This is a genomic window from Promicromonospora sp. NPDC050249, from assembly GCF_040656015.1.
In the GTDB taxonomy this organism is placed as follows: domain Bacteria; phylum Actinomycetota; class Actinomycetes; order Actinomycetales; family Cellulomonadaceae; genus Promicromonospora.
The window spans coordinates 38,223-59,544 of the sequence record NZ_JBFAKY010000005.1; the positions used below are offsets into that span (position 1 = coordinate 38,223).

Here is a 21,322-nt window from a genome sequence, read left to right on the forward strand (position 1 = left end):
CTTTTGCGTCCCGGCTCCCACCGTGATCACGCGAACAGGCCGTGACGGGTGGTCGCCGCCGGGCGCATACCCGCGATGCCCTCCCTGATCTGCTCGGCACGGTCGGCCCGCACCCGGCGCTCCGACCGGCGCTCGGCCCGGTCGGCGCCGTCCGCACCGCTCTTCCCCTGGTGGCCCCAGGCCTTCCTGACCTCGGCCTGCCGGTACTCGATCTCCGCTTCGACGGCGGGTCCCCACAGCGACATGATTCCTCCGGATGTCCCCGGCGGGCCGTGTGCCCGTCCGGCTGATGAGGAAGACGCTCGTCCTGAGGCCGGACCCCGCGGATCGGACGGTCGGGTAGTCCTGACGAGCGGCATACCTCAGACGGTCGGCCGAGGTGCCTCTGAGGTACCCCTGAGGTGCCCCTGAGGTGCCTCTGAGGTGCCTCTGAGGTGGTCTGAGGTACCGCGCGGGAAGTCCCGCCCCACTCCCGGTGGCTGGGGAGATTCAGGCAGTTCGCGGGCTCACTATTGCGATCTACGTCACACCAGACGCACACTGGAGCAAGCAGCGAACCCAATTCGGGGGTGGAATCGTGACCGGAACCGAAGCCGGAACGTACGACATCTTGCCCATGCTCGGCCGTGGAAAGCACCGCAACCCAAAGAAGGGCGCGTGCTTCATGGAGCTCGCATCCTTCCTCGCAGGTGAGAAGTGGAGCGATCACCCCGCCTGCACGCATCCGCTGATCGCGATGCTCGCCCGTGCGGTGAACGACCTGACGGCGGACCACTCGCGTCCGCAGCTCGCGCCGCTCATCCCGTCGGTCATCGGCCTGACCAGCACCGACCCGCGCTGGGACGTGCGCATCGCGCTGCGCGCCGCGCAGACGGCGCTGCCTGTCTCGCCGGCCGACCGGCAGCAGACGCTGGCCGTGGCGATCCTCGGCTCCGAGCGCATGCTCGACGTCCTGGACGACCGGCCCCCTGGCACCTTGGCGCCGGAGAGCAAGGACGCGCTCGCGGCCGTGCCGAAGACCGCGGCCTGGGCCGAGCGGTTCTGCGCGGGCACCAGCGTGCGACCCAAGCGGTTCGTGCGCGACGCCGCACCGAGCGTGGTCTCCACCGCGGTGCAGGGCATCTCGGAGGCGTTCGTGCCCGACGTCGACGCGCGGCTGCGCAACCTGCTCGAGGCGACGATCGCCGACGCGCGCCGCTGGGCCGGGAACACGGACGACGACGCCCGCACGCTCGACCCGCTGGCCTGGGGTCCGGTGGTGAAGTCAGCACCGACCGCCTGACCTGCCGGGCTCCGTCGCCGCGGTCACAAGCCGCGAGCCCGTGCCTCTCTATCGGCGACGCGTGACGTCGACGGGCGGGGCCGCAGGTCCAGGGGGTTCGGCGGCCCCGCCCATTTCCTTCACCCAAGCCCGCCCGATATAACACGTGCGGATCATGACCCGGCCCTTAGGCTCCTGGGCATGACCGGATACCCCTCACCTCACCTGCCTGCGGACGGTCATGCGCCGGTCCCGCCTCCGCCAGGTGGGTACGCACAGGTTCCGCCCTCTCCAGGTGGTTACGCACAGGTGCCGCCGCCCGGCGGACCGCCACCCGTCGCACCGGCTCCCCGCCGCAAGGGCCGGCTGGCGCTGATCATCGGCGCCGTCGTCGTCCTGCTCCTGGTGGTAGGGGTCGGCCTCTGGTTCCTGTTCCGTGAACCGCCGATCCCTGACCCCGAGCCGGCCGCGGAGCAGCTCGCGGCGGCGCTCCAGGAGGGCAAACCGGCCGGCGTCCCGCTCGCCATGGAGACGTCGGCCTCGCCGGACGAGCAGTACGCCCAGGTGTTCGAGCAGCTCCTGGCGGCCGTCGGCGAGGAGGGCGGGACCGTGCAGGTCAAGAGCGTCACGCCGGTCGAGGAGGGCGACGACGGCACCGCTACCGCCACCGCGACGCTCGCCTGGTCCTGGCCCGTCGCGACGAAGGAGGCCTGGGAGTACGAGACCGTCGCGCAGCTGACCTACCCGGGCGCGACCGACGGCGAGGCAGGGGAGTGGGAGGCCGGCTGGAACACCGGCGTGCTGGTGCCGGGTCTCGAGCCGGGCGAGCGGCTCGCCGTCGAGCGCACCGAACCGGCGCGCGGCGAGATCATCTCGACGAACGGCGAGACGATCGTCGGCATGACGCCCGTGCACCGCGTGGGCATCGACAAGACCCGTCCGGGCTGGGAGACGGCCGCCGAGCAGCTCGGGAGGGTGCTGAAGTTCGACCAGGAGACCACCGACGGCATCGCCGCGCAGGTCGCCGCTGCGGGGGCCAAGGCGTTCGTCGAGGTCATCACGATCCGCGACAACGACTCGGAGTACGACTTCGAGGGAGCCATGGCGATCAACGGCGTGGTCGGGATCCCCGACGAGCTGTCGCTCGCGCGGGAGCGCGACTTCGCGCGGCCACTCCTCGGTACGGTCGGCGAGGCCACGGCGGAGATCGTCGAGGAGTCGAAGGGCGCCGTCAAGCCTGGCGACATGGTCGGCCTGTCCGGTCTGCAGGCCGCTCACGACGAGCAGCTTCGTGGTGTGCCCGGCCTGGCGGTGACCATCGAGCCCGCCGAGCCCGCCGAGGGCGGCGAAGGCGGTGAGGCCCGCGAGGCGTTCACCATCGACAAGAAGGACGGCGAGCCGCTGACGATCACGCTCGACCCCGCAACGCAGGTCCGGGCCGAGGCGGCGCTGGCCGGCTTCGACGACCTGGCGAGCGCCATCGTCGCGATCAAGCCGTCGACCGGTGAGGTGCTCGCGGCGGCGTCGGGCCCCGGTTCCGAGGGGTACAGCACGGCCACGCTGGGCCAGTACGCGCCCGGGTCCACGTTCAAGATCGCGACGTCCCTCGCGATGCTTCGTTCGGGGATCACGCCGGACACCCCGCTGCCCTGCACGGAGAGCATCGACGTCGGGGGGCGCACGTTCCAGAACGTGCCCGGCTACCCCGCGTTCGCGACGGGAGACGCGGTGCCGTTCCGGACGGTGTTCGCCTACTCGTGCAACACGGGCTTCATCTCGCAGCACGAGAAGATCTCGCAGCAGCAGCTGCACGACGCCGCGACGGCGCTCGGCCTGGGCGTCGAGGCCAAGGCCTTCGGTGCCGGGGCTGCGATGGGCGACGTCCCGGCGGAGGCGGAGGCCACGGAGCACGCCGCGTCGATGATCGGCCAGGGCAAGGTGCTGGGCACGCCGCTCGCGATGGCGACCGTCGCGGCGAGCGTCTCCGCGGGCCACACCGTGTCGCCGTGGCTGGTGGAGCCGTCAGACGGGAAGGCTGCGGAGAAGGCGCCGGCGGGCGATCTGACCACGGAGGAGGCGGCCACCCTGCGCGGCCTGATGGGCGGCGTGGTGCAGGAAGGCTCCGCGACGGTGCTGCAGGACGTGCCAGGGATCGTCGGTGCGAAGACGGGAACCGCTCAGTTCGGTGACGGCAGCAAGGCCCACGTCTGGATGCTCGCCATCACGAACGACCTGGCCGCCGTCGTGTTCATCGAGGAGGGCGAGCTGGGCTCGACGACGGCCGGCCCGGTGATGCACAAGTTCCTCACGGGCAGCTAGCCCGCTGGCCGCACGCGTCCCGGCTGGTCGAGCTTGTCGAGACCGGCGAGCTCGACCACCGGGCCGCTCGGATCAGCCCTTGAAGCCGCCTTCCTTGCATGCGGTCTCGTAGTTCTTGATCGCTGCCTCGACGGCCTTGGGGCGGGCGATGGAGCCGTCGAGCGCCTGGTCGAACGGTGCGCGGACCGCCTCGAGGTGCTCGATGCTCACCGCGTCCGCCTTGCCGATCAGCAGGCCGATCGTCTTGCTGATGGTGCTGAAGGCGCCCGTGAGCTCCTCGTTGAGCGGCGCCTGGACGGCAGGGGCGGCCGCGGTGACGTCGGTGACGAGCCGGGTCTTGAAGAACGCGTTGCACGACTCGACGAGGTCGTACTCGCCGGTGCTGATCGGGGCCTTGGCGACGGGCGACGGCACGACCGGCGTGACCTCTTCGCCAGAGGGCGCGAAGTCGCTGGCCATGCTCTCGAGGGCCGCGCATCCGGACAGCAGTAGTGCACAGGAGACCAGTGCGGCCGTCGCCCAGTTCTTGCTGGTGCTCACGATCTACTTCCCTCACGTCATCGGGTCAGAAAAGTGCGTTCGGTCGCACTCGCCCGCGAGTCTAGCGGCACCGCCGCAACAGAAGGCCAATCGTTGCCGCCGTGACGCGCGGGGCTCCCGGCACCAGGGCTGGCGTGGACCGGCATGGCACGCACTCGACGCCCAGGTCACCGGAGTGACCTGGGCGCCAAGGGCCGTGCGGGGCGGTTCGTCAGCGGTTGTCGTCGGCCGGCGGCTGGTCCTGCGGCGTGGAGGCCGCGGGAGGAACGTCAGGAGCCGTCGGTCCGGCGTTCGGTCCGGCGCTCGGCGGGGCCGTCGGGTATGGCTCCGCCGAGCGGAGCACGGTGAGCCGAGAGCGGTACTCGGCCTCGTCGATCTCCCCGCGAGCGAAGCGGGTACCCAGCAGCGTCACCGGGTCGGCACCGGCCGCGGCGTGCGCGGCCCACGGGCCGCCCCAGGCGCCGCGCGGGCCGCGCCGTGCGCGCCGGGCGATCAGGAAGACCACGGTCGCGAACAGCAGGAACCAGAGCAGCGGGAAGATGAAGAAGAACGGGCCGGGTCCGCCCCAGCCGTCGTGCGGCCCGTTGGCGAGGACCTCCGTCGTCGCGGTGAGCATGTCGACCTCCAGCATTCGGTTCGGCCGGTCGTTCCGGCCACAGCACCAGGCTGCCGCCGTCCGACGCCGGGGTCGTCAGCCCCGCGTACCTGCTCCCCTACACCCGTGGTGCCGGGTCGGCTCGGTCGCTCAGCCCGCCCACCCCGGCCGCACCAGCCCAGCCTCGTACGCGAGCACCACGAGCTGGGCGCGGTCGCGTGAACGGGTCTTCATGAGCACCCGGGAGACGTGCGTCTTCACGGTCGACTCGGAGAGGTACAGTCTGCCGGCGATCTCGTCGTTCGCCAGCCCGCCGGCCACCTCGACGAGCACCTCGCGCTCACGCGGCGTGAGCTCCGCGAGCGCGGGCACCGGCCGGACGTCGCGCGTCGCCTCCGCGACCTTGGCCAGCAGCCGCCGCGTCACCGTCGGCGACAGGAGCGCGTTGCCCGACGCCGCCACGCGCACCGCCCGCACCAGCTCGGCCGGCTCCGTGTCCTTGACGAGGAACCCCGAGGCGCCGGCACGGATGGCCTCCGTGACGTACTCGTCGAGCTCGAACGTCGTGACGACCACCACGTGCACACCCGCCGCCCGCGGCTCGGCGATGATCCGCCGCGTCGCCTCCAGCCCGTCCAGGCCTGGCATCCGGATGTCCATGAGCACCACCTGGGGCAGGTGCTCGAGGGTGAGCGCCACCGCGGCGTCGCCGGTGGCCGCCTGCGCGACGACGCGCATGTCGTCCTCGGAGTCGATGAGCGCGCGGAACCCGCCGCGCACCAGCGCCTGGTCGTCGGCAAGCAGGACGTCGATCATGCGGTGTCTCCGGTCTGGGATGTGTCTGATGCGTCGGCGGCTGAGCCTGTCGAAACCTGGGGCGAGCCATCGGGTACCGGGAGCCTTGCACGGACCTCCCACCCGGTGCCGTCCCCACGGGGCCCGGCTGTGAGCGACCCGCCTGCGCCCTCCACCCGTTCGCGCATCCCGAGGAGCCCGTAGCCGGGCTCGACTGGTCCTCCGGCGGGGAGGCCGTCGTCGGCCACCACCACCTCGACGCCGTCGTGCCTGGTCACCCGCAGGGTGACCCGGCGGGCCGAGGGCGCGTGCCTGCGCACGTTGGTCAGCGACTCCTGCACCACGCGGTGCACGACGCCGACGACGTGGTCGGGCAGGCCGCTCACGTCGGCGGCGAGCTCGACGGTGACGTCGAGCCCCTCGGCCCTGGCCTGGGCGGCCAGGGCGTGCAGGCCGGTGAGGTCCCAGGTGGGGGTGAGCGGGGCGGCGCCGTCGTGCAGCGTGTCCTGGGCGGGTGGGGAGGCGCCCTCACGGACTATGCCCAGCACCGTGCGGACCTCCGCGAGGGCGTCCTTGCTGGTGTCGCGGATGTTGGACAGCGCCTCCCTGGCCTGTCCTGGATTCTTCTCGAGCAGGTGCAGACCCACCCCGGCCTGGACGTTGATGGCCGACAGGGAGTGGGCGAGGACGTCGTGCAGCTCCCGCGCGATCCGGAGCCGCTCCGAGGCGACGGCGGTGCGCTCGCGCTCCGCTGCGGTGGCCCGGGCCGCCGCTCGCGCCGCCACCCGCCGCGTGATCCGGTCCCGCGCGGCGCTCGCGACGAGCAGCACGACGGCCAGCCATGCGGCCGCCGCGACGAGCGAGCCAGGGCTCAGCAACCAGCCGCCGTCGTCGGCGCCCCAGCCCGGGCCGTGACCAGGGCCCCACTCGCTGCGCGGCGGTCGCGGCTCATCGGTCAGGGCCTGTTCGACGCGCGGTGCGATCAGCGTGGCGACGGCACTCACGCCCCCGGCGAGCAGGGCCGCGCCCGACCACGCGATCAGGCGGGCCCGGCGCGCGTCGCCGCTGAGCATGACGCCGGCGAGCACGGCGACCGGCCCGAGGAAGACAGGTCCCCACGGGTAGCCGAGCAGCAGGAACGCGACGGTCGCCGCGACGGCGAGCGCAGCGGCGAGCGCTGGGCGCCGGGGCAGCAGGAACAGCAGCGCCGCCGGCGCGACCAGCAGCAGGAGGAACCCGAGGAGGCCGGGTTCCGAGGCCCAGGCCTGGCCGCGCGCGGCACCGAGCGAACCCAGGTTGGCGGCGAACGCCACGGCGACCGCGACGAACACGCGTGGTCGCGCGCGGTCGAACGGTCCGGGGGCGTGCGGGTCCGGGAGGGGGTCGCTCGTGGGACGGGTGGTGCCCAGCATGCTCGCACGCTACGCCCGGGCGGGCCCGGACGCGTCCGACCGCGGTACCGGTGCGTGTCGTACCCGGGTGCCGGGAGGGCGGCCCTGGTCAGGCGAAGCGGGCCGAGCGCTCGACCACCCGGCCTGCGCCGCGCCCGCCGTCGGCGTCCGGGTCCCAGGTGTACACCTCGGTGCCGGTGATGAAGACGTGCTCGGCCCGGGAGTCGGTGTCGAGCGGGTCGCCCGACCAGAGCACGACGTCGCCGTCGAGCCCCTCCTTGATGGCGCCCACCCGGTCGTCGAGGCCGAGGAACTCCGCTGGATTGGTCGTGATCGCCGCCAGGGCGGTCTCGCGCGGCAGCCCGTCGCGGGCCGCGAACGACGCCTGGTGCACCAGGAAGTTGATCGGGATCACCGGGTGGTCGGTGGTGATCGCGACGCGCACGCCGGCCGCCGCCATCACCGCGATGTTGCGGTTCGCGCGCTGCCGCACCTCGACCTTGGACCGGGAGACGAACATCGGGCCGTAGATGACCGGGATGTCCTTCTCGGCGAGCACGTCGGCGATGAGGTGACCCTCGGTGCCGTGGTTGATGACGAGCCGGTAGCCGAACTCCTCCGAGAGCCGGATGGCCGTCGCGATGTCGTCGGCGCGGTGCGTGTGCTGGTCCCAGGCGAGCTCGCCCGCGAGGACGCGCGCCAGCGTCTCCTTACCCAGGTCCCGCTCGAAGGGCTTGCCCTCGGCAGCGGCGGCGTCCCGCTTGGCGACGTAGTTCTGGGCGTCGACGAAGGCCGCGCGGATCACGTTGGCGACACCCAGGCGGGTGGACGGGAGCTGCTTCTTGTCACCGTAGACCCGCTTCGGGTTCTCGCCGAGCGCGCTCTTGACCGACACCGAGTCACTGATCACCTGCTCGTCCACGGTACGGCCGCCCCAGGTCTTGATCGCGACGGTCTGCCCGCCGATCGGGTTGCCCGAGCCGGGCTTGATGACCGCGGTAGTCACGCCGCCGGCGAGTGCGTCACGGAAGCCGTCCTCGTCCACCTGGATGGCGTCGAGCGCGCGGAACGCGGACCCGTTCGGGTCCGTCATCTCGTTGGTGTCGTTGCCCGCCCAGCCCTCGCCCTCCTCGTGGACGCCGAGGTGGCCGTGCCCCTCGACGAACCCGGGCAGGAGCCACCGGCCCTCCGCGTCGATCGTCCGCGTGCCCTCCGGCACTGCCACGTCCGGTCCGACGGCGGTGATGACGCCGTCCTCGATGAGGACCGTGCCGTTCTCGATGACGGTGGAGGCGACGGGGACGACGTGGGCGTTGACGATGGCGATGCTGGAGCGGGTTGTCATGGGTACATCATTACCCGGAGTAACGACGTGCCGGGACACACTCGTGGCGGCGGGCGCCCGTTCCGGCGGGTGTCAGCCCGTGGTCGCCGGGTTGGTCGCCTTCCCGTCGAGCCAGAGCGTGTCGGACTCGTCGCTGTGCGAGCCCGAGGTGCCCACGTGCTTCGTGCTGATCCGCGGCCCCTTGGTGATGACGTGGACGAGGGCCATGCCGTGCCCGCGGCCCAGGCCGTAGTCCTCCTTGAGCCACTCGAGGATCGGGGTCGCCTTGGTGGACGCGTCGAACCCGCGCTCCTCGGCAAGCTTGATGAGCTCGCGCGGCGTGTGCCCGGTCTTGGTCTCGACGGCGTCGAGGTAGGCCTGGAATGACATGGGACGGTCCCTTCGTACTGGGGTGAGGCGCCGGTCGGTACCACTATCTACCAGGACAGACGCCGTCGACAGGCGGGACTCATCGGTGAGAACGGGGTGGTGTTCGTCGAGGGCATCCGGCCCGAACACAACCCCGTCCTCGCGCGGCCGGGTCGTCCCCGGCAGCCGTATCCATAGACTCGAACCGTGGACTTCTACAACGCCTATGCCCACGGGTTCGCCCGGGTCGCGGCCTGCACCATCCCGGTCGCCGTCGCCGACCCCGCCGCGAACGCCGCGATGGTCCTGGACCAGGCACGGCAGCTGAACGACGACGGCGTAGCGGTAGCGGTGTTCCCCGAGCTCTGCCTGAGCGGCTACGCGATCGACGACCTGTTCATGCAGGACGTCCTCCTCGAGTCGGTGCTCGACGCGCTCGCCGGCATCCGGCAGGCCAGCCTCGAGCTGAGCACGATGATCGTCGTCGGCGCGCCGCTGCTGGTCGGCAGCCGCCTGCTGAACACCGCCGTCGTGGTGCACCGGGGCCGGATCCTCGGCGTCGCGCCCAAGTCCTACCTGCCGAACTACCGCGAGTTCTACGAGAAGCGCCAGTTCGCGTCCGGTGACGAGCACCGCGGCACCCTCACCCTGCTCGGCGAGGAGGTGCCGATCGGCGCCGACCTGATCTTCCGGGCCGACGACGTACGCGGCCTCGCCATCCACGTCGAGGTCTGCGAGGACATGTGGGTGCCCGTGCCACCGAGCGCGCTGGCGGCGCTCGCGGGCGCGACGGTGCTGCTGAACCTGTCGGCGAGCCCCGTCACCGTGGCGCGCGCCGAGGACCGGCGGCTGGTCGTCCGCAGCGGGAGCTACCGCTGCAGCGCCGCCTACGTCTACACGGCCGCCGGCCAGGGCGAGTCCAGCACCGACCTGTCGTGGGACGGCCAGACGATGGTCTACGAGGCAGGGGACCTGCTGGGCGAGACCGAACGCTTCCCCGACGGCGCCCGCGCCACCGTGGTCGACGTCGACCTGGACCGCCTGCGCCAGGAACGGCTCCGGCAGGGCACGTTCGACGACAACCGGCGCGGTCTGGGGATGGTCGCGGCGGGCTCGGCCGGTGACGACGGCGGATTCCGGGAGATCTCGTTCAGCGTCCAGCCGCCGCAGGGCGACATCGGCCTGCGGCGCAAGGTCGACCGCTTCCCCTTCGTGCCCGACGACGCCGAGCGGCTGGCCCTGGACTGCTACGAGGCCTACAACATCCAGGTCACCGGGCTCGAGCAGCGTCTGCGCGCCATCGGTCAGCCGAAGATCGTGATCGGCGTCAGCGGCGGACTCGACTCCACGCACGCCCTGATCGTCGCGGCCAAGGCCATGGACCGGCTCGGCAGGCCGCGTACCGACATCCACGCGTTCACGATGCCGGGCTTCGCCACGGGCAAGGAGACCAAGGACCGGGCGATCCGGCTCGCCGAGGCGCTCGGCGTGACGTTCCAGGAGCTCGACATCCGTCCGGCCGCCGAGCAGATGCTGCGGGACCTGGACCACCCGTACTCGGACGGCGTCAAGCAGTACGACGTCACCTTCGAGAACGTCCAGGCGGGCCTGCGCTACGACTACCTGTTCCGGCTCGCGAACCACCGCGGCGGCATAGTGCTCGGCACGGGTGACCTCTCCGAGCTGGCACTCGGCTGGTGCACGTACGGCGTCGGCGACCAGATGTCGCACTACGGCGTGAACGCGGGCGTGCCGAAGACGCTGATCCAGCACCTCATCCGCTGGACCGTCGACAGCGGCCAGTTCGCACCGGACGCGGACAGCCCGGTCAACGCCGTCCTGACGGAGATCCTGGAGCAGGAGATCACCCCCGAGCTGATCCCCACCGAGGAGGGCGAGACGCCGCAGTCCACCGAGGCGACGGTCGGCCCGTACGCCCTGCAGGACTTCACGCTGTTCCACGTGCTGCGCTACGGCTTCCGTCCGTCGAAGATCGCGTTCCTGGCCTGGCACGCCTGGCACGCGGTGGACGACGGCGACTGGCCGCCCGGCTTCCCCGCCGCGCGGCGCACCGCCTACGACCTGGCGACGATCCGGCGCTGGCTCGACGTGTTCGTGCGCAGGTTCTTCGCCTCGCAGTTCAAGCGGTCGGCCCTGCCGAACGGCCCGAAGGTGTCCCCGGGCGGCACCATGTCGCCCCGCGGCGACTGGCGGATGCCCTCGGACGCGACCCCCGCGGCCTGGCTGGCGGAGCTCGAGAAAAACGTTCCACAGGCCTGAGGTCTCTTTGCTGTGAGCGTGATCGTTGCGCCCGAAGCGGACTTCCCGTCGCGACGATCACGCCCACATCCTTGGCGGGTAGGGTGCCTCGTATGCCTGCTGTCTCCGTCGCCCTGGCTCGGCCCGGTAGCCGTCGCCTCGTCCGTGTGATCACCGTGTTCGCGGCCGTGCTCACCTTTGCGGCACTCCTGCTGATGGCTGGTCCGGCGAGCGCTCACGACCAGCTCCTGTCGTCCGATCCGAAGGACGGCGCGACGCTCGACGAGCACCCGGCGAGCATCTCGCTCACGTTCAGCTCGGCGCCGCTCGACACGGGTATCGAGGTCGCCCTGGTCGGTCCGGACGGCGTCACAGCACAGGGCCAGGACATCCAGGTCGACGACAAGGTCGTGACCGCGCAGCTCGCCGACGACCTGCCTGCCGGCCGCTACGACGTCGCATGGCACGTCGTCTCCTCCGACGGTCACCCGATCGACGGCGAGTTCGGCTACACGGTGGAGGCCGCGGCCGAACCCACGGCGACCCCGAGCGCCGTGGCCACCGAAGAGGACGAGCTGTCCACGCAGGAGGCCGAGCCCACCGACACCGCGCAGCCGACCACGCCGTCAGAGCTGGCCGGTGCCGGCAACGGTGCGGGTACCAGCGGGCTGGCCGTCACCGGCGGGATCGTCGCGGCGGTGCTCGTCGTGCTGGGCCTTGTGGTGATGATGCGGCGCAAGATCCTCGAGAACGACCGCCTGCGTCAGGCTCACGAGCACGACCCCGAGGGCCCGGAGGGCGAGAAGCCGAACGCGAACCCGGACGGCAAGCCCCGCGTCTGACCGCAAACCCGCCAGAACCTCAGGTCACGTGCGTGACCTGAGGTTCTGCATGTGGGAAGAGCTCACCACGGCGACGGGGCCGGCGGTGCCACGACCGTCGGGGTGTCGTTGCAGCTGATGACGTTCGGCAGATAGCGGGTCAGCCAGTTCGCGGGTCCGTCCCCCCACGGTGTGATCGTCTGCCCGTCGTTGCCGCCCAGGTCGGTGACCGTGAACTCCGAGCCGTTCTCGAAGTCCCAGTTGAACGCCCCGCAGTTGTTCACCCCGGCCCAGCCGACGTTGCGCGCGTCGACGTTCTCGAACGACGCCGACCCCGCCGTCCGGGCGCTGACCACCGAGGTCCCAGCGCCGTCGACCCGGACGTCCCGGACCCGCACGCCGTCGATCCGGTGCTCGTCCTTCACGCCGAACTCCGTGACGAGCATGATCGCGTTGTACGTGCTGTCGAGGTAGTGGTCGCCGGTGACGGTGATGTCCGCGTCGATGCTGCGGTCCAGCGCGTAGAACCAGAGCGATCCGAGGCCGATCCGCCAGTTCAGGTCGAGGCCGCCCGCCCGCGCGGTCGTGTTGTCGCGGAACGTGAGCGTGCCCTCGAACGGCTCCGCGCCGAAGCGCGCACCGGCGTGCAGCCCGGAACCCTCGCGCACCGGGTCGGCGACGAGGTTGCCCTCGACGGTGATGTCGCGGCCCCCGTAGATCGCGATGCCGTTCGCCAGCACCGGCGTCTGCACGGTGTTGCGGGCGAACGTGTTGCCGCTGTTCTGGTCGACCTGCGCCCACATCGCCAGCGCGTCGTCGCCCGTGTTGCGGAAGAAGCTGTTCGTCACGGACGAGCCGGTCACGCCGCGGTGGAAGTTCACGCCGTCCCCGATCTGGTCGGCGACGACGACGTCGGAGACGTGCGTGTTCGACATCGGGCCGTCGAACCACAGGCCCACCTTGGTGCGGTGGATGTACAGGTCGGAGACGGTGGAGTCGCTCATCGCCCCGCCGATGCCGTTGACCTGGTCGGTGTCGATGCGCTCGCGGACGTCCCCGACGATCGCGAAGCCGGACAGGTGCACGTCGGCCGAGCCGCCGTCCTCGGCGTACCTCCCGTAGAAGCCGACGCCGGTGTGCACCGAACCGTCGGGCGCCGGCTCGGCCAGCTCGACCTCCCGGCCGCGGACGATCGAGTGCCAGCTCCCCGCGCCCCGGACGGTCACGTCGTCGACCACGACGTGCCGGTTGACCTGGAAGGTGCCCGCAGGGATCCACAGGGTGCGGTCGTGGGCCGACGCCCAGTCGACGGCGCGCTGGAACGCGGCACCGGAGTCCCGGCGGCCGGTCGGGTCGGCGCCGAACCGCAGCACGCTCACCGCCCCGCGGGGCCTGGCCTCCGGCCGTCCGACGAGCTCGGAGTCGAGCAGGTCGATCGTCGTGTGGTCCGCCGTGGCGCCGCGGGGGACCGAGAGGCGCACCACGTCGCCGGCGCGGTAGGTCTTGCCGAGCAGGAGGCGCTGCTCGTCGTAGAAGTGGCTGGGGCGGAACGGCTTGACGAGCCAGTCGGGCGTCGTGGTGCCCGGCACGCAGGCGCACTCCGGGTACCACCAGTCGGGCTGCGTGAGGTCGGCCCGCGGGTCGTTGGTGAACGGGTACGCGTTGTACAGCCAGGCGTACTCGGAGGTCAGCCGCAGCGCTCGGGCCGGTCCCGCGGGCGTGAGGTGGCCGCGGTGCGCCCGCAGCACCCGTACGTCCAGCGGCGACGTGATCCCGCCGCCCTCCGGGGCGTCGGGGATCGAGTAGCGCACGGTGATCGCGTCCGCGTCGGCGGGCAGGGTGAAGTCGACGTACTCACCCTCGGTGAGCTGTACGGCCGAGCGCCCTGACGCCTCCGCCGCGAGCGTGTAGGCGTCCCGGCTCGGGGCGAGCACGGTGCCGGTGGTGACGGCGTGCTCCGCCTCCTGCTCGAGGAACGGCACGTCCGCCCCGCGGCCGGCGACGAGCGCGGGGTCGAGCCCGGCGCGGGTGACGACCGGGTCGTCCGCCGGGTCGGGCCGCGACGTGGCGGACGCCGTCGCCGTCGTGGCAGCGGTCGCGAGAAGGACGCCGGCCACCACGCCCGCGGCGAGCCGCGCGTCGAGGGATCGTCGGGTCCGGGCGGGACGAGGTGGGGGAGCAAGGCGTGTCATCGTCGACTCGACTCTGTAGGGGCCGGCCCAGGGCCGACTGGCTGGCGCCGGCCGAGGGCCGGGCGGCTGCGCTGCCGCATGCCGAGCGTAGGTCGGGGACCGGGCCCAGGCAACCACTTCTATCGAAATTCTTCAGATATACATCGACTTCTTGCATCAGTGATGCAAGTGGTTGCGTGCTGGCGCCGCGCTACCGCGGTGCCCGGACCGCCAGGATCACCGTCACCACGGCGGGCAGGAGCAGGACGGCGCCCGCCGTGTTCACCGCCTGGAACCCGCCCCACGCGAGGAGCGGGCCGGCCAGGGCGGCGGCGCCTGCGCCGAAGTAGTTCATCAGCGCATCCGTTGCGCCCTGCAGCGGCAGCTTGACCTGCGGCTCCGCCACGGACGCCAGCACCGCCGACGACGCGATGACGCACGCCGACCAGCCGAGCCCGAGCAGCACGAGGGCCACCGCCGTGAGCACCTCGGTATCGAGCGCCGGGCCGGCGGCGCTGTGTCCTGCATGTTCGCCTGCGTGCGCGCCGGAACCCGCGTCGGCGTCCGGCACCATCGCCGCGGCCAGGAAGCCGAGGACCACCGCAGCACCCTGCAGCAGCAGCCCGCCGACGGCGACCCGCAGCGGGCCGAAGCGATCGGACAGCCACCCGAACACCGGGCTGAACGCGAACATCCCCAGCACGTGCAGGCTGATCACGATGCCCACGAGCTGCAGCGACATCCCGCCGTGCTGCATGTGCACCGGCGTCATCACCATCACCATGATCATCACGCCGTGCGCGACAGCGGTGGTCACCACCGCGAACCGCGCCCTGGGGTGCGCCCAGGCCCACCGCAGCGCCGAGAGGGCCCCGGTCCGCCGGGGCTCGGCGCGCGCGGCGCGGTCAGCACGCTTGCCGATCCGCCCGACGGCGGTGGTGGCGGCCGCGACCGCAGTGCCCACCGCCGCGTTGCTCACCGGGTCCCGGTACAGGGCCGCGAGCACCAGCCCGGCCAGCAGGTACGCGACGATCGAGAAGAGGTACGGGCCGCCGAGGGCCGGCACGCCGAACCCGCTGCCGACCACCGCACCGGGCGCCGCGAGGTTGGGCCCCACGACGGAGCCGACGGTGGTGGACCACAGGACCACCGACATGGTCCGGGCCCGGGTACCCGAACCCACGTTGTCCGCCGCCGCGTACCGCGACTGCAGGTTGGTCGCGTTGGCCACGCCGTAGAGCGTGAGGCCCACGAGCAGCACGACGAGCTGCCCCACGACGGCCGCCGTGACGATGAGCAGCGCACCCACCGTGGAGAGGGCGTAGCCGAGCGACAGCGCCCAGCGGCGTCCGCGCACCTGGGCGAGCGTCGCGAGCGGGATCGAGGCGACGGCAGCGGCGAGCACGCCGACGGCCTGTGCGAGGCCGGCCATGGAGGTGCCGCCGAGGCTCTCGGCGAGCAGCGCACCGACGGCAGCACCGGAGGCGACGCCGACTCCGGCCAGCAGGTTGCTGAACACGAGCACGACCAGGTTGCGGCGCGCGTGCGGGGCGTCCGCGGGGGCCGGAGCAGCGGGCCCTGCGGTGCCCGCAGAGGTGTCGTCGGAGGCGTCCTGGGAGGTGTTCACGACGCCTCCGGCGGTGGCCGGAAGCTCGTTCGGCGGTTTCTCCACGATTTCCTCTCATTGGCGCGGGACTACTGGAACGGTAGACGCCTATGGGTTGCGGAAGTCATCGGATAGTGCGGGGTGACACTGCTCCGGGAGGCCCTTCACCGTCGTCGTCCACAGGCTCGTACACAGGTTCGCGTCCTCTGAGAGCAGAAAGTTACCCACGACTCGCCGTGGAAGTACCCGTTCTCCGCGAATTCCTGCCGATCTGCTGGCAGTATGGGGCCTCGTCGTCGGGCGGGTACCGCCGCACGACGTGACCGAAGAAGGGAACCGCATGTCGCTCAACAAGTCCGAGCTCGTCTCGGCCATCGCCAGCAAGGCCGAGATCAACAAGACCGAGGCCGAGGCCGCGCTCAACGCCTTCCAGGAGGTGCTGATCGAGTCGCTCGCCAAGGGCGAGGCCGTCAAGGTGACTGGCTTCCTCTCGGCCGAGCGCGTCGAGCGTGCCGCCCGCACGGGTCGCAACCCGCGCACCGGCGAGGAGATCCAGATCCCGGCGAACTTCGGTGTCAAGATCAGCGCCGGCTCGCTGCTGAAGAAGGCCGTCGCGAAGTGACGCTTCGCCGCTGATTTTTGTAGCGAGGCGAAGGCCCGGCTCCCAGTACGGGGGTCGGGCCTTCGTATGTCCGGGGTGCGGCAGGCGTCGCGTTCAGAGGTCGCCCTTGCGCTCCAGGTACTTCATCGCCAGCCAGCCCATCGGCACGCGGCCCCAGTAGGTGCACAGGCGGTACAGGATGGTCACGGAGAACGCGATGGTGGCCGGCACACCGGCGGCCGTCAGACCGGCCGTCAGGGCGCCCTCGACACCGCCCAGACCGCCGGGGGTCGGGATGAGCGCGCCGAGCGCGTTGCCCACGAGGTTGACCAGGGCGATGTCGACCAGCGAGAGCGACTGCCCGAACGCCGCGAGGCAGCACCACAGGGCGATGATGTAGCCCAACGTCATGATCAGGTTCCCCGCCACACCGAGCGCGAGCCGGCCGGGGTGGCTCAGCATCTGGGCCAGGCGGGGCCACACCTGCCGCAGCCTCGGTGCGATGTACCCCATGCCCCACCGCCGTACCGGCGGCACCAGCAGCGTCGCGACGACGACCACCGCTATGCCTGCCAGGGTGATCAGCACCGCGGGCGACGGCAGCTCCACGAGGGCGCCCGACCCCGTGAAGATCGACAGGGCGACGAGCAGCAGCACCGTGACGACGAACTGCGACACCTGGACCAGCGCGACGGTGGCGACGGCCATCGACATGGTCACCCCGCGCTGCGTCAGCAGGCGCAGGTTCAGCGCCGCCGGGCCGATGCCGGCGGGAGCCGCCAGAGCGACGAACGAGCCCGCCGCGGCAGTGCACGTGGCTCGCACGATCGGCACGCGGACCGGTGAGAACGCGACGAGCGTGAGCCCGGCGCCGAACCAGGTGAGGACGGCGAGCGCGAACGCAACGGCGATCCACCACGGGTTGGCCGCGCGCACGGCCTCCGCGATCTCGTTGAAGTTGATGGTGGTCACGATCACGGCGACCGCGATGATCATCAGCGTCGTGGTGAGCACGGTGCGCGCGCTGAACCGGGAGATGCGCTGCGGCTGCACGCTCGCCTCGGGCAGGCGCTCCACCAGGGCGCCCCGCAGCTCGCCCAGGAGGCCCTTCGCCCGGCGCACCTCCTCGCGGGTGGTCCGCGGCAGGGCTATCGACTGGATCAGGGGCCCGATGGCGGCGATGTCGGCGTCGGGCAGCGCGCGGACCGCCGACGCGACGGCGCGCCGTGGCCCCACCCGCAGCCCGATGAGGGCGAGCATCTGCACGAGGTCGAGGCGTCGTGAGAGCGGCGGCGACGCGATGTCGCCCTGCTCCCAGCCGGTGATCCACACGTGCGGGTCGCCGTTGGCGTCGCGGTGGGTGAGCAGGACGTCCTGCGTCAGCGCGCGGTGCGTGAGGCCCGCCGCGTGGGCCCGGCCGAGCTGCTCCCAGGCCTCGGCGATGACGTCGTCGTCCACGTCGTCGTCGGGCAGGTCGCGGAGCGACAGCGCCGGGGAGGCGTGCTCGAGGACGAGCGCTATCGAGTCGCCGAACTCGCCGATCCCCAGGAGCCGGGGGGTGCGGACACCGGCGGCGGTCGCGGCGTAGGACAGGAGGGCGGTGCGCTCGGCGACTGCCTTGAGCGAGATGGCGGCCCGGCCCTCGATCCCGCGCAGGCGCAGGGCCCGCCACAGGCGCGTGATGAGCCCGACGACCTGGCGGTCGCCGTCGAGCACCACCACGTCACGGCGGACGCCGTCGTCGCAGTAGAGGGCGTACACGCGGTTGCCGTCCCCGCGGCTCAGGGCGAGCGCCACCGGGTCGTCGGGTGTGGCGTCCGGGGTGCCGGTCCCGGCGGACGCGGTGGCCTCGTCGCCGGTCGGTACGGGCTGCGCGTGCACCCGGGCCAGCGACGTCGGCACGAAGCCGGCGCGGCGCACGGCGGTCACGAGGTCGGGCCCATACGCGCGCTCGCTGCGCGTGCCCGACACGTACTGCACCGACGATCCGGCGAGCCGGCCGAGCAGCAGCGCGACGAGCACCCCAGGCAGCGAGACCTGGCCCGTGATCAGCACGATCAGCAGGGCCGCGAACATCAGGTTCCACGAGATGCGGACGGTCCGGCGTCGCGTGGCGGGGCCAGCGACCGTGAGCATCGCCGTCAGGGCGACCGCGTACTCCGGGATGGCCAGCACGTAGCCGGTGCCGCTCTCCCACACCGACATACCGCGCACGAGCTCGTCCGAGCCGAGCTGGTGCAGCAGGACGGTGGTGAGGACACCCAGCACCAGGCCGAGGGCGGCGCCGACTATCGACTCGATGATCTGCCTGCCCAGGCGGCGGACCGCCAGCTCGATCATCACGGCCACCGGGGCGAACATGCTGACCAGCCCCTGCAGCACCGCTACCGGGACGAACAGGATGTCGGCCAGCAGGTCGTTGAAGCTCCGGACGTCCTCGGTGACGCCCTCCGTGGTGCCGTGCGCGACCACCGAGAGGATCAGGACGCCCGCGACGCCCAGGGCGCACCCGATCATCCAGACCAGCGCACGCGGGTGCCGGACACGCTCCTCAGGCGTGTCGACGACGTCGACCGGGTCGGACCCGGCCGGCGCGGTGTCCGGAGCGTCGGACAGATCGGCACCGGCGCCGACGCGGCCGGTGCTCGAGTTGGACATGTCTCGGATTCTAAGGGGGTTGGGCCGCACATGACCGGAGGAGCGGTGGCGACACCCATTTCTTTTCCAGGACGGGCCAGGGCGGGTCGGAGTGGGTCAGGTCAGGTCGGTGAAGTCCCTCGTACTGCCCTGCCCGGGATCAGCGGATCCCCAGGGCCTCGCGCCACTCCGCGGGTACGAAGGCATAGCCGACGAACGCCACGACGTCGAGCAGGGTATGGGCGACGACCAGCGGGATCACGCGGCGCCGCCCGTCGGGCTGGAACCTCGGCGACGTGTAGAACCACGAGAAGACGACGCCCATCACCACGTTCCCGATGAACGGTCCGATGCCCTGGTACAGGTGGTACGACCCGCGCAGGAGCGAGCTGGCCACGATGAACTTCATCCGGTTCCAGCCGAGCTCCCGCGTGCGCTCGTAGAGGTAGCCGACGGCGATCACCTCCTCGAGCAGCCCGTTCTGGAACGCGCTGAGCAGCAGCACCGGGACGGTCCACCAGTGGGTGTCCAGGGCACTGGCCTGCACCTCGACGGTGATGCCGAGCGCGCGCCCGAGGACGTAGAACGCGAGCCCCGGGATGCCTATCGCCGCGGCCAGGGCCACGCCCCAGCCGAGGTCGCGGCCCGGGCGGGACCGGTCGAGGCCGAGGCTGCGGACCGCGCTGCGGCCCGGCCCGCTGAGCAGGTACAGCGCCAGCGCCACCGGCACCAGTGCGAAGCCGATGCTCAGCAGCTGGTAGACGAGGTCGAGGTAGGGGCGCTCGGACTGGCTCGCGTTGAGCGTGGCGGTCTGCTCGCCGAGCGGCGGGCCTGCGGTGAGGCGGGCCGCGATGTTGACGAGCGCGTAGACCGCCGACTGGCCCAGGCTGAGCCCGAGCACTATCCAGACCTCGGCGGCGACACGACGGTTGGAGGACACGGCCCGTTTATAGCAGCCGCCGCTGGGCGCGGGCCGTGCCCACGCCCAGCGGCGGTCGCCGTCGGGCCCGCTGGTCCTGGCTCAGGCCCGGTTCGAGGCGCGCCTGACGAAGTCCGCGAGGTCCGCCGCCTGCGCCACCCGGGACTCCTGGTGGATGTACATCATGTGGCCGGCCGGGTACACCCGGGTCTCGATGCGGTCGCGGTAGGACGCCGGGATCGCCATCTGGTCGAGGCTGTACTCGATGGCCTCGACCGGGACGCCGCCGTCGTACCGGCCCATGGCGATGTGCACCTGGAGGTGCGGGTTGATGATCATCGCCGTCGCGAGCTTGTCGGCGACGTCGACGGCCTGGCCCTCGAACTCCTTGTACGACCAGGGGTGCACCTGGCGGGACAGCACCTCGTAGATCGCGTCGTTCTCGTACTCGAGCTCGCCCCGCAGGTAGTGGTGCAGCGCCGCGGTGTACGGCCCGGACGTGGCGGACATGAACGGGTCGTACGGCATCTGCTCGTGGATGTAGTGGTCGGCCGGCCCGGTGAACCGGGTGTCGAGGCGGCCCGTGACCAGGCGGCGCGAGCGCAGCAGCTCCGCGTAGACGCGGGTGTGCTCGAGCCGCAGGTTGGCGCGGTCGACGTAGTCCTCGCTGAGCCCGGTCAGGGAGGCGATCTTCGTGACGGCGGCGGCACGCTCGTCGTCGGGCACGCGCGCCCCGCGGGCCAGGACCGAGGCGTACGTCTCCGCCCAGTCCCGCGCCTCGGCGACGACGTCGTCCATCGTGCGGTCGCCGAGGAGGCCGTGGTACTGCGCCGTCGCGGCGTAGAGCGGCAGGAACAGGGGGTGCGGCAGGTTGGAGTGCTCGCCGTCGAACAGGGCCTCCATGTTCAGCGCCGGAGCCACCAGCATGACGCCGTTGAAGAACATCCCGAAGCGCTGCTGCAGGTACTCGGCCAGCGCCGCCCCGCGGGTGCCGCCGTACGACTCGCCGATGAGGAACTTGGGGCTCATCCACCGGTCGTTGCGGCTCGTCCACAGGCGGATGATCTCTCCCACGGACTCCAGGTCACCCGTGAACCCGTGGAACGGCTTGGCCTGCTCGCCCTCGGTCGCCCGCGAGTAGCCGGTGGAGACCGGGTCGATGAACACGAGGTCGGAGACGTGCAGCAGGGTCTCCAGGTTGTCGACCAGCCCGTACGGCGGTGCGGTCAGGTTGCCGACGTCGCCCGAGTCGACCCGGCGCGGGCCGAGCAGCCCCAGGTGCAGCCAGACCGACGACGAGCCCGGGCCGCCGTTGAACGCGAACGTCACCGGGCGGCGCGTCACGTCGGCGTCGTCGAGCGTGTAGTACGTGATCGAGACCTCGGCCTTGGGCTTGCGGCCGTCGTACTTCTCGTCCTTGTGGACCTCCTGGCGCAGCACCACGCGGCCGGTCGTCGCGCTGTAGGCCAGGTCGCCCTGCGGGGTGTGCAGGGTGTGCCGCGTGGTGACGAGGTCGTCGGTGGGTTCGGGCTTCTTCGGGGTGTCCGTCGTGTCGCCGGGCTGGGTGGTCTTCTTCTCGTCATCCGTCACGCCGGGAACCTATCGCGCGGGACGGGCGGTCTCCAGGCTTAATCCTCGGTCGCGAGCACGGCGGGGCAGCCCGCGTGCCGTGCCGCCTCCGCCAGCAGCTCCGATCTCCCTTGCGCTCAACATC

The 21,322-nt window shown here is 71.8% G+C and carries 17 protein-coding genes; 5 read left to right on the plus strand and 12 right to left on the minus strand.

Translation table 11 applies throughout. From position 1 onward, the window contains the following. Positions 1–26: 26 nt before the first annotated feature. Positions 27–245, minus strand: coding sequence for a hypothetical protein (locus AB0I32_RS05255; protein WP_357503601.1), 219 nt, complete (start codon positions 243–245; stop codon positions 27–29). Positions 246–664: 419 nt separating this feature from the next. Here AB0I32_RS05255 and AB0I32_RS05260 point away from each other — a divergent pair, with 419 nt between their 5' ends. Further along, the gene (locus AB0I32_RS05260) at positions 665–1,282 is read left to right on the plus strand and encodes a hypothetical protein (RefSeq protein ID WP_357503602.1); all 618 of its coding nucleotides are present in this window, start codon (positions 665–667) and stop codon (positions 1,280–1,282) included. A gap of 180 nt (positions 1,283–1,462) precedes the next feature. Then, positions 1,463–3,580, plus strand: coding sequence for a penicillin-binding transpeptidase domain-containing protein (locus tag AB0I32_RS05265; RefSeq protein ID WP_357503604.1), 2,118 nt, complete (start codon positions 1,463–1,465; stop codon positions 3,578–3,580). 72 nt (positions 3,581–3,652) lie between these two features. Here AB0I32_RS05265 and AB0I32_RS05270 read toward each other — a convergent pair whose 3' ends face one another. The 6 genes from AB0I32_RS05270 to AB0I32_RS05295 all read right to left on the minus strand — a co-directional run bounded on the left by AB0I32_RS05270 (position 3,653) and on the right by AB0I32_RS05295 (position 8,615). Next, on the minus strand, positions 3,653–4,120 hold the full coding sequence (locus tag AB0I32_RS05270; protein WP_357503606.1) for a hypothetical protein: 468 nt from the start codon (positions 4,118–4,120) through the stop codon (positions 3,653–3,655). Positions 4,121–4,331: 211 nt separating this feature from the next. Next, positions 4,332–4,736: a hypothetical protein gene (locus AB0I32_RS05275; RefSeq protein WP_357503608.1), complete on the minus strand. Its 405-nt coding sequence runs from the start codon at positions 4,734–4,736 to the stop codon at positions 4,332–4,334. A gap of 129 nt (positions 4,737–4,865) precedes the next feature. Continuing rightward, the gene (locus AB0I32_RS05280; protein WP_357503610.1) at positions 4,866–5,531 is read right to left on the minus strand and encodes a response regulator transcription factor; all 666 of its coding nucleotides are present in this window, start codon (positions 5,529–5,531) and stop codon (positions 4,866–4,868) included. Then, positions 5,528–6,922 carry a histidine kinase gene (locus tag AB0I32_RS05285; RefSeq protein ID WP_357503612.1) on the minus strand — a complete coding sequence of 465 codons (1,395 nt, stop codon included), beginning with the start codon at positions 6,920–6,922 and terminating at the stop codon, positions 5,528–5,530. The genes AB0I32_RS05280 and AB0I32_RS05285 overlap by 4 nt, the downstream gene beginning before the upstream one ends. Positions 6,923–7,010: 88 nt before the next feature. Further along, the gene (locus AB0I32_RS05290) at positions 7,011–8,246 is read right to left on the minus strand and encodes an amidohydrolase (protein ID WP_357503614.1); all 1,236 of its coding nucleotides are present in this window, start codon (positions 8,244–8,246) and stop codon (positions 7,011–7,013) included. Between the two features lie 72 nt (positions 8,247–8,318). After that, entirely contained in the window at positions 8,319–8,615 is a 297-nt protein-coding gene (locus AB0I32_RS05295; protein WP_357503616.1) for a DUF4287 domain-containing protein, read from the minus strand. Between the two features lie 186 nt (positions 8,616–8,801). On the opposite strand from AB0I32_RS05295, the gene AB0I32_RS05300 reads away from it, so the two are divergent. Together AB0I32_RS05300 and AB0I32_RS05305 are read left to right on the plus strand one after the other, a co-directional pair. Continuing rightward, positions 8,802–10,874, plus strand: coding sequence for an NAD(+) synthase (locus AB0I32_RS05300; protein ID WP_357503618.1), 2,073 nt, complete (start codon positions 8,802–8,804; stop codon positions 10,872–10,874). 92 nt (positions 10,875–10,966) lie between these two features. Beyond that, on the plus strand, positions 10,967–11,695 hold the full coding sequence (locus tag AB0I32_RS05305) for a copper resistance CopC family protein (RefSeq protein WP_357503620.1): 729 nt from the start codon (positions 10,967–10,969) through the stop codon (positions 11,693–11,695). A 62-nt stretch (positions 11,696–11,757) separates the two neighbouring features. Here AB0I32_RS05305 and AB0I32_RS05310 read toward each other — a convergent pair whose 3' ends face one another. Then, positions 11,758–13,866: a glycosyl hydrolase family 28-related protein gene (locus AB0I32_RS05310; protein WP_357503622.1), complete on the minus strand. Its 2,109-nt coding sequence runs from the start codon at positions 13,864–13,866 to the stop codon at positions 11,758–11,760. Positions 13,867–14,056: 190 nt separating this feature from the next. After that, positions 14,057–15,517 carry an MFS transporter gene (locus AB0I32_RS05315; RefSeq protein WP_357503624.1) on the minus strand — a complete coding sequence of 487 codons (1,461 nt, stop codon included), beginning with the start codon at positions 15,515–15,517 and terminating at the stop codon, positions 14,057–14,059. A 274-nt stretch (positions 15,518–15,791) separates the two neighbouring features. Here AB0I32_RS05315 and AB0I32_RS05320 point away from each other — a divergent pair, with 274 nt between their 5' ends. After that, a complete protein-coding gene (locus tag AB0I32_RS05320; protein ID WP_116673175.1) occupies positions 15,792–16,073 on the plus strand; it encodes an HU family DNA-binding protein in 282 nt (93 codons plus the stop codon). A gap of 93 nt (positions 16,074–16,166) precedes the next feature. On the opposite strand, the gene AB0I32_RS05325 is transcribed toward AB0I32_RS05320, so the two are convergent. From AB0I32_RS05325 to AB0I32_RS05335, 3 genes are all read right to left on the minus strand, one after another. Beyond that, the gene (locus AB0I32_RS05325) at positions 16,167–18,710 is read right to left on the minus strand and encodes a lysylphosphatidylglycerol synthase transmembrane domain-containing protein (RefSeq protein WP_357503626.1); all 2,544 of its coding nucleotides are present in this window, start codon (positions 18,708–18,710) and stop codon (positions 16,167–16,169) included. A gap of 139 nt (positions 18,711–18,849) precedes the next feature. After that, positions 18,850–19,629, minus strand: a complete 780-nt coding sequence (locus AB0I32_RS05330; protein ID WP_357503628.1) for a CPBP family intramembrane glutamic endopeptidase — start codon at positions 19,627–19,629, stop codon at positions 18,850–18,852. A gap of 81 nt (positions 19,630–19,710) precedes the next feature. Beyond that, positions 19,711–21,198, minus strand: coding sequence for a peptidase S10 (locus AB0I32_RS05335; RefSeq protein ID WP_357503630.1), 1,488 nt, complete (start codon positions 21,196–21,198; stop codon positions 19,711–19,713). Positions 21,199–21,322 lie beyond the last annotated feature (124 nt).

Excerpts from the sequence above, each read along its gene's own strand:
- AB0I32_RS05295 (WP_357503616.1), bottom strand. The coding sequence starts at position 8,615 with ATGTCATTCCAGGCCTACCTCGACGCCGTCGAGACCAAGACCGGGCAC.
- AB0I32_RS05260 (WP_357503602.1), top strand. The coding sequence starts at position 665 with ATGGAGCTCGCATCCTTCCTCGCAGGTGAGAAGTGGAGCGATCACCCC.
- AB0I32_RS05325 (WP_357503626.1), bottom strand. The coding sequence starts at position 18,710 with ATGTCCAACTCGAGCACCGGCCGCGTCGGCGCCGGTGCCGATCTGTCC.
- AB0I32_RS05265 (WP_357503604.1), top strand. The coding sequence starts at position 1,463 with ATGACCGGATACCCCTCACCTCACCTGCCTGCGGACGGTCATGCGCCG.
- AB0I32_RS05310 (WP_357503622.1), bottom strand. The coding sequence starts at position 13,866 with ATGACACGCCTTGCTCCCCCACCTCGTCCCGCCCGGACCCGACGATCC.
- AB0I32_RS05280 (WP_357503610.1), bottom strand. The coding sequence starts at position 5,531 with ATGATCGACGTCCTGCTTGCCGACGACCAGGCGCTGGTGCGCGGCGGG.
- AB0I32_RS05255 (WP_357503601.1), bottom strand. The coding sequence starts at position 245 with ATGTCGCTGTGGGGACCCGCCGTCGAAGCGGAGATCGAGTACCGGCAG.
- AB0I32_RS05290 (WP_357503614.1), bottom strand. The coding sequence starts at position 8,246 with ATGACAACCCGCTCCAGCATCGCCATCGTCAACGCCCACGTCGTCCCC.
- AB0I32_RS05320 (WP_116673175.1), top strand. The coding sequence starts at position 15,792 with ATGTCGCTCAACAAGTCCGAGCTCGTCTCGGCCATCGCCAGCAAGGCC.
- AB0I32_RS05285 (WP_357503612.1), bottom strand. The coding sequence starts at position 6,922 with ATGCTGGGCACCACCCGTCCCACGAGCGACCCCCTCCCGGACCCGCAC.
- AB0I32_RS05305 (WP_357503620.1), top strand. The coding sequence starts at position 10,967 with ATGCCTGCTGTCTCCGTCGCCCTGGCTCGGCCCGGTAGCCGTCGCCTC.
- AB0I32_RS05275 (WP_357503608.1), bottom strand. The coding sequence starts at position 4,736 with ATGCTCACCGCGACGACGGAGGTCCTCGCCAACGGGCCGCACGACGGC.